Here is a 14622-nt window from a genome sequence, read left to right as displayed (position 1 = left end):
ATATTGTTACTTTTTTTGCAATTATTTATAAAGTGTAAAGTTTCACTATTTGCTTTTTTTGTTTTATTGGCTAAAATGCACCACAAATTAATCTAGAGGGAAAACCTTATGTTAAAAATGAACGATTTGGTCAAACTTAGTCATACGCCAAAGTCCACGGTGTTGTATTACGTGAAAGAAGGTTTATTACCGGAGCCGGTTAAAGATAAGCCGAATTTTCATTTGTATGATGAACATTGTGTGAAATTACTCGGTTTTATCAAATACCTACAAAGTAATTTCAATGCGACGATTTCACAAATTAAAACTCTTTTTGCTCATCCACACTTTGATTGGAATAGCCCTTATGAAAGCCTTATTGGCTTATTGGGCATAATTATGGGAGCCGAAAATGAAGTATTTTCAGTCGAGCAATTATGTGCGGAATTTAACCTTTCAAACAAACAGCTAGATGAAATGGTGGCCGAAGGATTATTGAATCCGCGCGAAGGTGTTTTTACTGCAAAAGAACGGGATATTTTGACTATTTTGGCGCGTTGTGATGCGGCCGAAATGACTGTAGTGAAAGCCTATTTAAATGCAGCGAAAATATTAGCAACACAGGAAGTGAACGTAACCTTAGCCGCATTAGCCAACAGCGAACAAAAGGATGAAAAATTAAAACATTTATTTGATTTATTGTTGGTGCTTAAACCTTATATTTTGAATATGCAAACTTTTAATCTTTATCAAGCGGAGAGTGCTAAATGAAACTCTTAAAACATGCCGGCTTTGTGCCTTATTTAGCTATTGCTTTTATTAATGCCAGTGTTGATTTGGCGCATAAAATTACCATTCAGAATGTATTACTGAAAAGTTTTTCCGGAGAAAGCTTGGTGGTTTTGACGGCATTAATTAATGCGATGATTTTATTACCATTTATTTTCTTATTTTCACCTTCGGCATTTATTAACGATAAATTTTCCCGAACCAATGTCATTCGTTATAGCAGTTTGGCTGCAGTAGCTATTAGTTTTGGGATTTTACTGAGTTATATGGCGGGGATGTTCGCCGTTTCCTTTGTGCTAACTCTGATCTTAGCAGCACAAAGTGCTGTTTATTCGCCGGCTAAATATAGCATTATTAAATCGATTGTCGGTACCGAAAATATCGGCATGGCAAACGGTGTAATTCAAGCCCTCACAATCGTGGCAATACTGTTTAGTTCTTTCACTTTTTCTTTCTTTTTTGAAGCGCATTATGTGGCATCTAATGATCCTAATGAGGTATTACAAAGTGTTTGGGTTATTGGTGTTGCATTAGTCATATTGAGTTCTTTAGAGGCTTATTTTGCATTTAAGATTCCGTTCTTTGCGCAACAAACTGAAGATACTGACGCGTATTTTGAAATGAAAAAATACCTTTCTTTAGGATATTTAAAAGACAATGTGCGTACTTTAAAAGCTGATCAAAATATTTGGTTGAGTGTTATTGGTCTAAGTTTGTTTTGGGGCGTATCACAAATCGTTTTAGCGGCCTTTCCTGCGTATTATAAAGCGATGTTTAATGCCGATAATGCGATTGTGATTCAAGCAATTTTAGCCGTGAGCGGTGTAGGATTGGTTGTGGGATCATATCTTGCCGGACGTGCCTCTCGTTTACATATTGAGTTAGGCATTGTTCCTATTGGTGCATTGGGGATCTGTGCTTCATTATTTTTCTTAACCGTAGCACAAAGTGATTGGATATTAGTATTTTGTTCCTTTGCTTTTGGTTTTTCAGGTGGATTATTTATCGTACCCTTGAACGCGACCATCCAATATTTCGCACCAGAAAAAATTAGCGGCAAAATCATGGCCGGTAATAACTTTGTACAAAATGTGTTTATGGTTGCCTTTTTATTACTAAGCATTTTGTTTGTGCAGCTCAGTGTTTCAATTTACGGTTTGTTCTTAGCGATTTCCGCAGTGTGTTTTGCTGCGAGTTTGTATGCCATGTGGAAACTGCCGCATTTATTTACCCGTTTATTCTTACTCTTTGCTCTAAAAGCGAATTATCGTTTTCATGTGGATGGGTTAAAGAATCTTCCGCAAAGTGGTGGTGTTTTATTACTGGGCAATCATATTAGTTGGATTGACTGGCTAGTATTACAGGCAGCTAGCCCGCGAGCTATTAAATTTGTCATGTATCGTCCGATTTACAACAAATGGTATCTCACTTGGTTCTTCCGTATTTTCAAAGTGATCCCAATTGGTGGAGGCTCAAGTCGTGAATCTATCGAAACCATTCGCGAATATTTAGCTCGAGGTGAAGTGGTTGCTTTATTCCCAGAAGGTCATATTAGCTATAACGGCCAAATCAATGAATTTCAAAAAGGTTTTGAGCATGTACTAAAAGACTTAGAGAATGTAACGACGGTTCCTTTCTATTTGCGTGGATTATGGGGCAGCAGTTTCTCCCGTGCAGATTCTTTCTATAAAAATTTAACCAAACGCCAAGGTAAACGGGAAATTTTAGTGGCATTTGGTAAACCGATTCATAGCTTTATTGATGCTTCGGCAATGAAACAAAAAGTACTTGAACTTTCTTTCTCCGTATGGGAAAAAGTCATGAGTAAACGTAAACCGCTGATGCATCATTGGTTGAACTCAGCAAAATCGAATTTATTCAAAGAAGCAGTGGTGGATGCTCAAGGTACTAAACTGAATAACCTGAAATTTATTGCAGCGGTATTGATGTTTACGAAAACCTTGAAAGCAGTTTTAGGTAATGAAAAAAACGTTGGCGTATTGTTACCAAGCTCAGCCATCGGTGCGATCATCAATATGACCTTGATGGTAATGGGCAAAGTGCCAGTGAATTTAAATTACACATTAAGTCCTGAAGTAATGGCAAAAGCCTTGAAAAAAGCCAATATTTCACAAGTCATAACCTCTGAAAAATTCTTAGAGAAATTAAATGCGAAGGGCTTTGATTTTAGCCAAGTGGTTGCAGATAAAGCGTTGTTTATGGAAAAACTAGGTAAGTCTATTAGCCAATCGCAAAAAGTACGTGCATTCTTAACAGCATTTTTTGCTCCGCAATGGTGGCTCAAATTCTGTTATTTCGCAGAGGTACGTTTGGAAGATACCGCGACTATCTTATTTAGTAGTGGTAGTGAAGGTGACCCGAAAGGTATTGAATTAAGCCATAAAAACTTACTGACAAACATTAAACAGATCGGTGAATTATTAAATTTCCACAAAGATGATGTAATTTTGAATTCCTTACCAATTTTCCATTCCTTCGGCTTAACGGTAACAACCCTATTGCCATTATGTGAAGGGATTAAAATGGTGAGTGTGGCGGATCCGACCGATGGTGCAACCGTAGGAAAAATGTGTGCGCGTCATAATGTGAGCATTTTATTTGGTACTTCAACGTTCTTTAGATTGTATGTGCGCAATAAAAAATTCCATCCATTGATGTTGCAAAGCGTGCGTATGGTGATTGCTGGTGCCGAAAAATTGAAAGCGGATGTAAAAGAAGCCTTCAAGCTGAAATTTGGAGTGGAAATTTACGAAGGTTATGGTGCGACCGAAACGGCGCCGGTGGCCAGTGTGAATATGCCTAACTTGCTCGATCCGGAAACCCTAAAAGAATTTACCTTTAATCAACAGGGTACAGTTGGCCTACCATTGCCTGGTACCATTATTAAAATTGTAGATCCGGAAAGCTTGCAGGAATTACCGGTGGGTGAAGATGGTTTGATCTTAATTGGTGGCGGACAGGTAATGAAAGGTTATCTGAATGATCCAGAGAAAACGGCTGATGTGATTGTAGAACTTGACGGGGTACGTTACTACAAAACCGGTGATAAAGGGCATATCGATCATAACGGCTTTATTACCATTGTGGATCGCTATTCCCGATTTGCTAAAGTGGGCGGTGAAATGATCAGCCTTGGTAGCGTGGAAGAAAAACTTTCACAAGTATTTGATGAGGAAAATCAGTTCGTTGCGGTGGCAGTAAGCGATGACAAGAAAGGCGAGAGCATTGTACTTTTAATCAAGTCTGCGCTTTCCTTGGAGGAAATTAATGAGCGCATTAAAGGACTGAATGTACCGCCGATTATGCTCCCGAGCCAAGTCTTCTTGGTGGACGAAATCCCGATGCTAGGAAGCGGCAAAGTTGATTTCAAAGGCGCGAAGCATTTAGCAATGAGTTTGCTGTAAGTTACGCATAGCCAGATAAATAAAAAGTGCGCTCTCATAGGACCGCACTTTTTTTATGGCTTCAATACGGGAAGTTTTTCGGCAACCGCCAAACGCCCCTTTAAAATTAAACGTTTTTGCTAAAACAATATGTAAGTTATTGATTTTATTAGGATTGATTTAAAAATCTATTTTTTCTTAAATTTTGACCACATTTTATCTTCTTGACCGCGCCAGAGTCGTTGAATATTTTCATGGTGACGATAGATCAACAAACAACAGACTAACGCAACGGGAAACGTAAATTCGGGTTTAAACCACCAAACATAAAACGGCACCAGCAGCGCAGTAATTACCGCACTGAGTGAAGAGTAACCACTTAACAAGAAGACCAACAGCCAGGTACCAAACATAGTGCTGGCGACCGACCAACCGATTGGCGCTATCGCCCCAAATGCAGTAGCTACGCCCTTGCCACCTTTGAAACGAAAATAAATCGGGAAAATATGTCCCAAGCAGGCACCTAATGCCACCATTCCTAATTCAAACTGGGTTAGCCCTAAATAATAACCGAGCCATACCGGCAACATGCCCTTGAGAATATCGAATAGTAATACCGCCAGCGCGGCCCAATGACCGCCGATACGCAGCACATTGGTTGCCCCCGGATTGTGTGAACCATTCTCGCGCGGATCGGGCAAACCAGCCGCTTTGCAGATTAAAATGGCACTGGAAATAGAGCCTAGTAAATAGGCAAAAATCATATAACAAAGGGCGAATAAGCTCATTGGCGACTCCATCGGCAAAAAGGTGTTCGTTATTCTACCCAAACTTGGTAGCATACGCCTACCCAAATTTTAAGGAATTGCTTTATGGATACGGTATTTATTGAAGGTTTAACGGTATTTGCACAAATTGGCGTATATGACTGGGAACAAAAAATTAAACAAAAGCTGGTATTTGATCTGGAAATGGCCTGGGATTGTCGTCAAGCGGCACTGACTGACGATGTACAATATTGTTTAAATTATGCAGAAGTGAGTGAGTTTATTACAGCCTATGTGCAATCTAAGCCTTTTTTGTTAATTGAGCGAGTGGCTTACGAGGTGGCTGAGCAATTGCGGACGCAATTTTCGATTCCTTGGCTGCGTTTACGTTTGAGTAAACCACAGGCCGTGGCTCAAGCGCGTAATGTTGGTGTTGTGGTGGAATTAGGGGAAAGATAGATTTTTAAATCAATCCTAATAAAATCAATAACTTACATGTTGTTTTGGCAAAAACTTTGGATTTAAAGGGGGCGTTTGCCCCCTTTGTCTTTTTTTTAAGGAATAAAATAATGGGGAACGAAGTGGCTGTCATTACCGGTGACAGCGGTGAAGTCCTCACGAATTCCCATACCGCAGGCAATGTTGCCCACCATCCACACGCCCAAGACCGGATACATGCCATCAAAATTTGGTAGTTCGAATTTCTGTTGGTAGATATAGCCGGCATTGTCGTAAAAGGCAGAATGCTCGCTGCCTTTAGCGGCAAATTCTAAGCCGTTACCTTTCTCATAATAGGAAATATTGGCGCCTTCCCGCCCGAGCAATGGCTTTTTGACCCAAATATTTTGTCGATCACTAATATCCGCACGATTGAAATAGGCCGGTAGAAGCAACGGATGATTCGGATGGCGTTGCCAGAGTTTGGCCAACAAGGCTTTATTACTTAATAGTAATTTCCAAGCAGGCTCAAAGAAATGGCATTGGCTATCGGGGATATGCGGTGCAAAATCGGTGCGGGTCATCCATTCTAAGGGATAGAGCTTAAACAACATGTTAATTGGCTGATCGTTGAGATCCATGAACTGTTTGCTTTCGCTGTCATAACCGATGTCTTCCACGGCTAATTGATGAATGCGCCAACCCGCGCTATAGGCCACATCAGCCAAATAATCCAAGTTGCCCCAGTCTTCACGGCCGGCTTCGTTCATGCCGCAAAAATGGAAATCATTGCCTTCGCTTTGTGAGCGTAACATTTGCAAGCGGGTTAATAGTTCTTCGTGGATCCAATTGAATTGGTCTCGATGTTGTAGACCTTCAATTTGCTCCAACCATTGCCATTGCACCACTGCGGATTCTAGTAATGACGTTGGGGTGTCGGCGTTGTATTCGAATAATTTGAGCTCATTGCCGTTGTAGCCAAAGTCAAAACGGCCATATAGCGATAGCTCGCCATTGCGCCAAGATTGTTCGATCAGTTGGCATTGTAAATCGTTAAAATGGTAGTAGGCATAATCGCCCTGCTTGATTTCATCGGTGACGAAGTCCATGCACATGCCATGCAATTCATTGGCGGCATCTTCAATGCGATCGATTTCTTCCAAACGGAATTCATAGGCCACATTATCCGACCAATAATGGGAGCCATCGGAAGAGGGCAGATCAAAATAATCGAAACCGACATCACGTAATTGTTGTTCCATATTTGGACGAGTTGGGAAATGCTTGAGTCGTTTCATGCTTAACCCCCCCAACTGCGATTATTGCTATTTGGACTTTTAAAGCCGCCACGTGTAATCGGTTTACTGTTAGCCGTACCGGCATTCCCTTTAACTAATACCGGCTTGCCAACAGAACGGTTGCTTTGTGGTTGAATTACTTGGCCACTCTGGGTCGTTACACCGCGGTTACCGGGATGGTAGCCGGGGCCCATAAAGCCGCCCATTGCACGGGCGATCATATAACCCGCAGCTGCACCGGCGACAGCCGCGCCTAAGCTACCATTGCCTTCATTATTTTGTGCGCTACTGTGATTCTCTTCACCGTTGGTAGCGCTATCATTCGATAGCTGCGCGGTATTGGCTGTTTGCTCGGTAGTATTGCCGCGGGTATTTAAATTACCAGCTAAAGAGTTGTTTGAGGTAGCACCGCTATCGGTCGCGCGATCCGGTTGTTGTTCGCACAGTTCAGGTTCTTTCCAGTCAGCTAGGCAGTCTTCCAGACTATTATAAACATCGCGTTGTACTTCCTCTTCCGAACAGCCACCAAGCAGAGCGACGATAGAAAGACTGACTAAGATTTGATTTTTCTTTTTAAACATAGGATTAAAGTTGTAATAATTCGGTTAAGTTATTGATTTCTAATGTTGGTAATAAGCGCGCTTCAGGAAAGGCTTGTATCCCTTTGCCCGACAAGTTGATCCATACCGCTTGTGCATCGGCGGCAATAGCCCCTTGCACATCGGTCAACAGGTTATCACCTACATGTAAAATTTCGTGGGGTTTTACGCCGAAGTAATCGGCGGTTTGCTGAAATAGCTCCCGGTGAGGTTTCGCGCGCCCTTGCTCGCCACCTCGCAGGCTTAATTGGAAGTGGTTGAGCCCTAATCTTTTGGCGATGACATTGCCGTTACTGATAATGCTTAAGGGATAACGTTGTTGCAATACATCTAACACCCGAAAGGTTTGCATTGGTACATCAATTTTATGGCGCCATTCAATAAACTCTGCCATTAGGCCGGAGATAATGACATCGGCTTGCATGATATTGTACTCGCTCAGCCATTGCTGCAGGGTTTGCTCACGCCAGGCCAAGACATCTTCTGCAATGAGGGGATGTTTTTCGGCAAACTGTTGTTTGCGGGCATACCAATTTTCATTGGAGAAATCCGGTAGCAGCGCCTGTTTCCGTAAGCAATCCAAGAAGTGATTTTCTGCGTTACGAATCGTATCGCGGTTGTCGTACAGGGTATCATCCAAATCAAAGCTAATGACTTTAAAAGGGCTAAGCGCGCGATAAAATTTCATACGTGAATCCTATAAGGTGGGAACACCCAACCATTTTTCGGCTAATGAATTATTGATTTCTTCGTGTGTCCACATGCTCATTAATTCCGGCATAGGTTGTTTATTAGTGTTGTAACCGATTAAGTGAGCAAAATCAAAGACTGCATGCGGATAGCCGTTAATGAGCAATAAGGCTAAATAACCACTTTCATCCCAACAGATTTCCAGTTTGCGGGCCTCATGATGGTTGCGCGTACTATCGACATTATACACATGTAAGCAATCGACAATCGGTTGTGCATTTTGGCGCATATCTAACGCATAAAAATAGCCGGTTTCGCCGTCATCTTCAAACATTACCGCCAGATAATCATGAACAGTGGAGTGCGTGCCGACTTGCTTTGGTTGACCGAGAAAAAGTTGGTCTTCGAGGGTTAAATGTAACATGGTATTTCCTAATCAAATTGTGTAGTCCATTGACTACTATGGTGTGCTTGAAAGCAAAGTTCAATCTGTGCAGGGGTGTTTTTTTCTTTATTCATTGGGGGCAGTTCATTCAATGCAAAATAGGCAGATTGAACGGTTTCACTATTTGGTTGAAATTTGCCACCTAATGGTTCGCACATGACGAAAGTTTTGAGTACAGGATGTGCAAAAGGTGGTAAATTACGTTTACGCTGTTCGTGAATAGCAATAATAAAAGTAGGCTTAACATCAAGCCCTGCTTCTTCACGTACTTCTTTAATCGTATTACTGTGAATGGTTTCTAGTACATCTATCCAGCCGCCAGGCAGTGACCAAAGTCCATCATTTTCTTGTACTAATAAAATTTTATCATCTTGAAAAATGGCCGCTCTCGAGTCTATTTTAGGGGGTTGATAACCAGCCTCATTGCAGAAAAGTGATTTGACGGTTTCTTTTGGTATTGCCGTTTTATAAGCGAGCATTTCGGCAGATAGATCGCGTAAGCGTTCGTAGCGTTCAATATCATAGATATTTTTGCAATAAGCTAGCCCATTTTGAGCAATGCTTTGAATTTCGATGGCCCAAGATAGCCAAGGTTCGGTGAGAAGTGAGTCCGACTGTGTCTGCATAAAAACTCCTTAAAAAAACACCGCACTTTTTGCAAAGTGCGGTGTTATTCTACATTAAATTAAGCAAGAATTATGCTTGACCTTTAACCGCTTTTAAACCTAAGAACGGAGCCGGTGTGCCTGCACGTTCTAATGCTTCTTCGATACGGATTAATTGGTTGTATTTCGCAATACGGTCAGAACGGCTCATAGAACCAGTTTTGATTTGACCTGCTGCTGTACCAACCGCTAAATCAGCGATAGTCGCATCTTCGGTTTCACCTGAACGGTGAGAGATCACAGCGGTGTAACCTGCATCTTTAGCCATTTTGATTGCCGCTAAAGTTTCAGTTAAAGAACCGATTTGGTTGAATTTGATTAAGATAGAGTTTGCGATACCTTTTTCGATACCTTCTTTTAAGATTTTGGTGTTAGTTACGAATAAGTCATCGCCCACTAATTGAACGCGATCGCCTAACACTTTAGTTTGGTATGCGAAACCATCCCAGTCAGATTCATCTTGACCATCTTCGATAGACACGATTGGGTATTGTTTAGTTAATTCTTCAAGATAGTGAGTGAACTCTTGAGAAGTGAATGAACGGCCTTCGCCTTTCATTTCGTATTTGCCGGATTCTTTGTTGTAGAACTCAGATGATGCGCAGTCCATTGCTAAGGTGACGTCTTTACCTAATACATAACCAGCTTTTTCTACAGCTTCTTTGATACATGCTAAAGCGTCAGCGTTAGAGGCTAAGTTTGGCGCGAAACCACCTTCATCACCTACAGCTGTGCTCATACCTTTAGCTTTTAATACTTTTGCAAGGTTGTGGAATACTTCTGCACCGATACGAAGTGCTTCACGTAAAGTTTTCGCACCAACTGGTTGAATCATGAATTCTTGGATATCAACGTTGTTATCTGCGTGTTCACCACCGTTGATGATGTTCATCATTGGTAATGGCATAGAGTAAACGCCTGGAGTACCGTTAAGTTCAGCGATGTAAGCGTAAAGTGGTAAACCTTTAGATGCTGCAGCTGCTTTTGCTGTCGCTAAAGATACCGCTAAGATTGCGTTTGCACCGAAGTTAGATTTGTTTTCAGTACCGTCTAAATCGATCATGATTTGGTCGATTTCAGCTTGGTTAGAAGCTTCTTTACCGACTAATGCATCAGCGATAGGGCCATTTACTGCAGCAACGGCTTTTAATACACCTTTACCTAAGAAACGGGATTTGTCGCCGTCACGTAATTCTAATGCTTCACGAGAACCGGTAGATGCACCTGATGGAGCAGCTGCAAGACCAACGAAGCCACCTTCAAGATGAACTTCAGCTTCTACAGTTGGGTTACCACGAGAGTCGATGATTTCACGACCAATGACTTTTACGATTTTTGCCATTTTGTTTTCCTCTGTTTAAAGTTAATTAAAATTAGTTAGGCGAACCTAAAACGGCGCTATGATAAAGCAATTTATGCAGCTTGTCTTGCGAAAATTGCCGAGTCTATGATTTAGCACAAAAAAGCCAATGAATTTATATTTTTACTATCAAAACGCCCCCTCGATTTAAGAGGTTTTTCTTAAAATGATGGCTAAGTCATTGATTTTATTAGAGGTGTAAGAAAAATGGAATTTACTGGCTGGCTTCATAAAAAACGCCGGCAGAAAGTGAGGTTCTGTCGGCGTTGCTGAGAGTCGTTTATGTTTAGGAACGTTTCATAATTTCGAAAAACTCGTCGTTGGTTTTGGCCACGGCCAGTTTGTCGATAAGGAATTCCATGGCTTCCACTTCACCCATAGGATTAAGAATTTTGCGGAGGATCCACATTTTTTGTAATTCATCCGGGGTGGTGAGAAGATCTTCTTTACGCGTACCGGAACGATTGAAATCAATTGCCGGGAAGACACGTTTTTCCGCAATTTTGCGGGAAAGATGTAATTCCATATTACCGGTTCCCTTAAATTCTTCGAAAATTACTTCATCCATTTTAGAGCCAGTGTCCACCAATGCGGTAGCGATGATGGTGAGGCTGCCGCCTTCTTCCACATTACGCGCTGCACCAAAGAAGCGTTTTGGACGGTGTAGAGCATTGGCATCCACACCACCGGAAAGAATTTTTCCGGAAGCTGGGGTTACTGTATTGTAGGCGCGCGCTAAGCGGGTGATGGAGTCGAGTAAAATCACCACATCTTTTTTGTGTTCTACCGAACGTTTGGCTTTTTCGATTACCATTTCGGCTACTTGTACGTGGCGGGTTGCCGGTTCATCAAAGGTGGAAGCAATCACTTCGCCTTTTACCGAACGTTGCATTTCAGTCACTTCTTCCGGACGTTCGTCGATCAATAGGACGATCAGCTCGCATTCCGGGTAGTTGTGAGTAATGCTTTGTGCAATATTTTGTAGCAACATGGTTTTACCGGCTTTCGGCGGTGCCACGATAAGACCCCGTTGGCCTTTACCGATAGGTGAGGCTAAGTCCAAAATACGGGCGGTTAAATCTTCGGTTGAGCCGTTGCCGCGTTCCATCCGTAAACGGGAGTTGGCATGTAGCGGAGTGAGGTTTTCAAAAAGGATTTTACTGCGGGAGACTTCAGGGCGGTCATCATTGACTTGGTCGACTTTCAATAGGGCAAAATAACGTTCACCTTCTTTTGGTGGGCGAATCTTACCTTCGATCTTATCCCCGGTTTGCAGGTTGAAACGACGAATTTGGCTTGGTGAAACATAAATATCATCAGGACCGGCCAAATAGGAGCTATCGGCGGAACGTAAAAAACCGAAACCGTCCGGTAAAATTTCCAACACGCCACCACCGAAAATATCTTCGCCGCTTTTCGCGTGTTGTTTCAGAATAGCAAAAACAATGTCCTGTTTGCGGAGACGGGCTAAATTTTCAAGACCCATTTGTTCTTCACCTAGTTTCACGAGATCGGAAACAGGCGTATTTTTAAGTTCTGTTAAATGCATAATAAATGAATATTTGTTGGGATATAAAAAGACTTGAGTACTGAGACTGGCGGGCTGAGCCCGAAAATTGGCGCGTAAATTAGCACTAAATTTTTTGACTGTCTAGTTTTTGTTGTAAAAATGCGGGTAAAATAGCCGCCAGCAAAAAATCTCTTGCATTAAATGAATATTTATGCAGAATATTTGTTTAAATAATCGCATTTATTGATTTTAAGGATACATTTATGGCTCTTTGGGGAGGCCGTTTTACACAGGCGGCGGACAAACGTTTTAAAGATTTTAATGATTCTCTGCGCTTCGATTATCGTTTAGCAGAACAGGATATTGAAGGTTCCATTGGCTGGTCAAAAGCCTTGGTGAAAGTCGGCGTGTTAAGCGTTGATGAACAGGAACAGCTGGAACATGCGCTGAATGAATTGTTGATCGAAGTCCATTCCAATCCACAGGCCATTTTGCAGGATGATGCCGAAGATATCCACAGTTGGGTGGAAAGTAAATTGATCGATAAGGTCGGCAATTTAGGTAAAAAACTGCATACCGGTCGTAGCCGTAACGACCAAGTCGCATTAGATATCAAAATGTGGTGTAAGCAGCGGGTGGAAGAGTTGCAGGATTCTATCCGTAACTTGCAACGCCATTTAGTGCAAACCGCAGAAAATACCCAAGATGCGGTGATGCCGGGTTATACCCATTTACAACGGGCACAGCCGATTACCTTTGCCCATTGGTGCATGGCCTATGTGGAAATGTTGGATCGTGATTATTCCCGTTTGAGTGATGCTTATAAACGAATGAATACTTGTCCTTTGGGTAGCGGAGCATTGGCCGGTACTGCCTATGCGGTGGATCGTGAACAATTGGCTGCCGACCTCGGCTTTGCTTTTGCCACCCGCAACAGTTTGGATAGCGTATCCGATCGCGATCATATTGTTGAACTACTATCCGCTGCCTCTTTAAGTATGGCGCACCTCTCCCGTTTTGCCGAAGATATGATTATTTTTAACAGCGGTGAAGCCAATTTTGTGGAGTTATCCGATCGCGTCACTTCCGGTTCATCCTTAATGCCACAAAAGAAAAATCCGGATGCTTGCGAATTGATTCGTGGTAAAGCCGGACGAGTGATGGGCGCTTTAACCGGCATGTTGATGACCTTAAAAGGTTTACCATTGGCTTACAACAAAGATATGCAGGAAGATAAAGAAGGTATTTTTGATGCTTTGGATACCTGGCAGGATTGTGTTGATATGGCCACTTTCGTGTTGGATGAATTAAAAGTCAACGTTGAGCGTACCCGTGAATCTGCCTTGAAAGGCTATTCCAACGCGACCGAATTGGCCGATTATCTGGTGGCCAAAGGTGTACCATTCCGCGATTCTCACCACATCGTAGGGGAGACCGTGGTATACGCGATCAGTAAAGGTAAGGCATTGGAAGAACTCACCATTCCGGAATTCCGTCAATTTAGCGAAACGGTTTCCGATGATGTGTACGATATTCTTTCCCTTCAATCCTGTTTGGACAAACGCTGTGCGAAAGGCGGTGTCTCACCATTGAGAGTGGCTGAAGCGATTGCCGAAGCCAAACAGCGTTTTGCTTAAACGCCCCTTTGAAAATCAGAGTTTTTCGGAAAATTGATGCTAAGCCATTGATTTTATTATAAAGATGATAAAAATAGAAAAAAGACGGTTTGGCCGTCTTTTTTGTTATTCGCTTGCCAGTTTCAAGCGTAACTGTTCAGCGCTTTGGCAGGTTTTGATACGCTCAAACAGGGCAGTCGCTTCCGGGTATTCGTTTTGCAAATAACGTAACCATTGTTTGCAACGGGCAATGTGATAGAAGCCGCTATCAAATTGATTTTCCACTGCGGCATAGCGTTTGAGTAATTGTAGTACTTGTGGCCAAGGTAGTTTGCTGGCATTTTCTTTTAAGACATAGCTTAAATTGGGAATATTAAGCGCACCGCGCCCCACCATCAGATCCTCACAACCGCTAATGGTTTGGCAACGTTGGCCATCAGCCCAATGCCAGATTTCGCCGTTGGCAATTACCGGAATGCGAAGCCGTTGCCGGATCTCTCCTATTTTCTGCCAATTAATGCGTTCAGCGCGATAACCATCGGTTTTGGTGCGGCCATGTACTGCGATTTCTGTCGCGCCTCCTTGTGCAACAGCATCGGCAATTTCTAAAGCCTGTGAAGCGCAATCCCAACCTAAGCGCACTTTGACACTCACCGGTAAATCAGCTGGGACGGCCTCGCGTAAGGCTTTAGTCGCGCGATAAATGAGTTCCGGTTGTTTGAGTAAGGCGGCTCCGCCATCACTGCCATTTACGGTTTTGGATGGACAACCACAATTCAGATCAATCCCAGGGGATCCTAGCGCAATTGCGCGCAGGGCATTTTCTGCTAACCAGGCTGGATGCTGGCCCAATAATTGAACTCGTACCGGGGTGCCGCTTGGTGTGTGGCCTTGATTGTATAATTCAGGGCAAAGGCGATAAAACACCTTATCGGGCAGTAGTTGATCAACGACGCGGACAAATTCGCTAATACACAAATCATATTGATTAACGGACGTTAAAAGGGCGCGCACGAAAGGATCGAGCACGCCCTGCATTGGCGCAAGAATGACCCGCATGGA

Annotated in this window: 13 protein-coding genes; 4 read left to right on the top strand and 9 right to left on the bottom strand. The window is 42.6% G+C overall.

The window, feature by feature from the left end; all coding sequences use genetic code 11:
• The first annotated feature begins 108 nt into the window (after positions 1-108).
• On the top strand, positions 109-750 hold the full coding sequence (locus CKV74_RS01100) for a MerR family transcriptional regulator (RefSeq protein WP_007241673.1): 642 nt from the start codon (positions 109-111) through the stop codon (positions 748-750).
• The gene (locus CKV74_RS01095; RefSeq protein WP_007241615.1) at positions 747-4193 is read left to right on the top strand and encodes an acyl-[ACP]--phospholipid O-acyltransferase; all 3447 of its coding nucleotides are present in this window, start codon (positions 747-749) and stop codon (positions 4191-4193) included. Before CKV74_RS01100 ends, CKV74_RS01095 begins: the two co-directional genes overlap by 4 nt.
• Positions 4194-4360: 167 nt before the next feature.
• Here the strand turns inward: CKV74_RS01095 and plsY are convergent, their stop codons facing one another.
• Positions 4361-4960, bottom strand: coding sequence for a glycerol-3-phosphate 1-O-acyltransferase PlsY (plsY, locus tag CKV74_RS01090; RefSeq protein WP_007241666.1), 600 nt, complete (start codon positions 4958-4960; stop codon positions 4361-4363).
• A gap of 84 nt (positions 4961-5044) precedes the next feature.
• Between plsY and folB the strand changes: the two genes are divergently transcribed.
• Complete coding sequence (gene folB / locus CKV74_RS01085) at positions 5045-5398, top strand: dihydroneopterin aldolase (protein WP_007241780.1); 354 nt, start codon at positions 5045-5047, stop codon at positions 5396-5398.
• A gap of 95 nt (positions 5399-5493) precedes the next feature.
• Here the strand turns inward: folB and CKV74_RS01080 are convergent, their stop codons facing one another.
• From CKV74_RS01080 to rho, 7 genes are all read right to left on the bottom strand, one after another.
• Positions 5494-6675 carry a glutathionylspermidine synthase family protein gene (locus CKV74_RS01080; RefSeq protein ID WP_007241842.1) on the bottom strand — a complete coding sequence of 394 codons (1182 nt, stop codon included), beginning with the start codon at positions 6673-6675 and terminating at the stop codon, positions 5494-5496.
• Positions 6676-6677: 2 nt separating this feature from the next.
• Positions 6678-7256 (bottom strand): hypothetical protein, encoded by a 579-nt coding sequence (locus tag CKV74_RS01075; protein WP_095176631.1) that lies wholly within the window; start codon positions 7254-7256, stop codon positions 6678-6680.
• 4 nt (positions 7257-7260) lie between these two features.
• Positions 7261-7962, bottom strand: coding sequence for an HAD-IA family hydrolase (locus CKV74_RS01070; RefSeq protein WP_007241669.1), 702 nt, complete (start codon positions 7960-7962; stop codon positions 7261-7263).
• Positions 7963-7971: 9 nt separating this feature from the next.
• Positions 7972-8388, bottom strand: a complete 417-nt coding sequence (locus CKV74_RS01065) for a DUF2251 domain-containing protein (protein WP_039847726.1) — start codon at positions 8386-8388, stop codon at positions 7972-7974.
• Positions 8389-8396: 8 nt separating this feature from the next.
• The gene (locus CKV74_RS01060; RefSeq protein ID WP_095176630.1) at positions 8397-9035 is read right to left on the bottom strand and encodes an NUDIX hydrolase N-terminal domain-containing protein; all 639 of its coding nucleotides are present in this window, start codon (positions 9033-9035) and stop codon (positions 8397-8399) included.
• 70 nt (positions 9036-9105) lie between these two features.
• On the bottom strand, positions 9106-10416 hold the full coding sequence (eno, locus tag CKV74_RS01055; protein ID WP_007241616.1) for a phosphopyruvate hydratase: 1311 nt from the start codon (positions 10414-10416) through the stop codon (positions 9106-9108).
• A 304-nt stretch (positions 10417-10720) separates the two neighbouring features.
• Complete coding sequence (gene rho, locus CKV74_RS01050) at positions 10721-11983, bottom strand: transcription termination factor Rho (RefSeq protein ID WP_039847727.1); 1263 nt, start codon at positions 11981-11983, stop codon at positions 10721-10723.
• Positions 11984-12207: 224 nt separating this feature from the next.
• Between rho and argH the strand changes: the two genes are divergently transcribed.
• Positions 12208-13581, top strand: a complete 1374-nt coding sequence (argH, locus tag CKV74_RS01045; RefSeq protein ID WP_007241778.1) for an argininosuccinate lyase — start codon at positions 12208-12210, stop codon at positions 13579-13581.
• A gap of 105 nt (positions 13582-13686) precedes the next feature.
• Here the strand turns inward: argH and dusC are convergent, their stop codons facing one another.
• Entirely contained in the window at positions 13687-14619 is a 933-nt protein-coding gene (dusC, locus tag CKV74_RS01040) for a tRNA dihydrouridine(16) synthase DusC (protein WP_007241654.1), read from the bottom strand.
• Positions 14620-14622: the final 3 nt, after the last annotated feature.

This window comes from Haemophilus pittmaniae, from assembly GCF_900186995.1.
GTDB lineage: Bacteria > Pseudomonadota > Gammaproteobacteria > Enterobacterales > Pasteurellaceae > Haemophilus_D > Haemophilus_D pittmaniae.
Note: the sequence above shows the minus strand (reverse complement) of the source record. Positions and strands in the feature narration are given on the sequence as shown.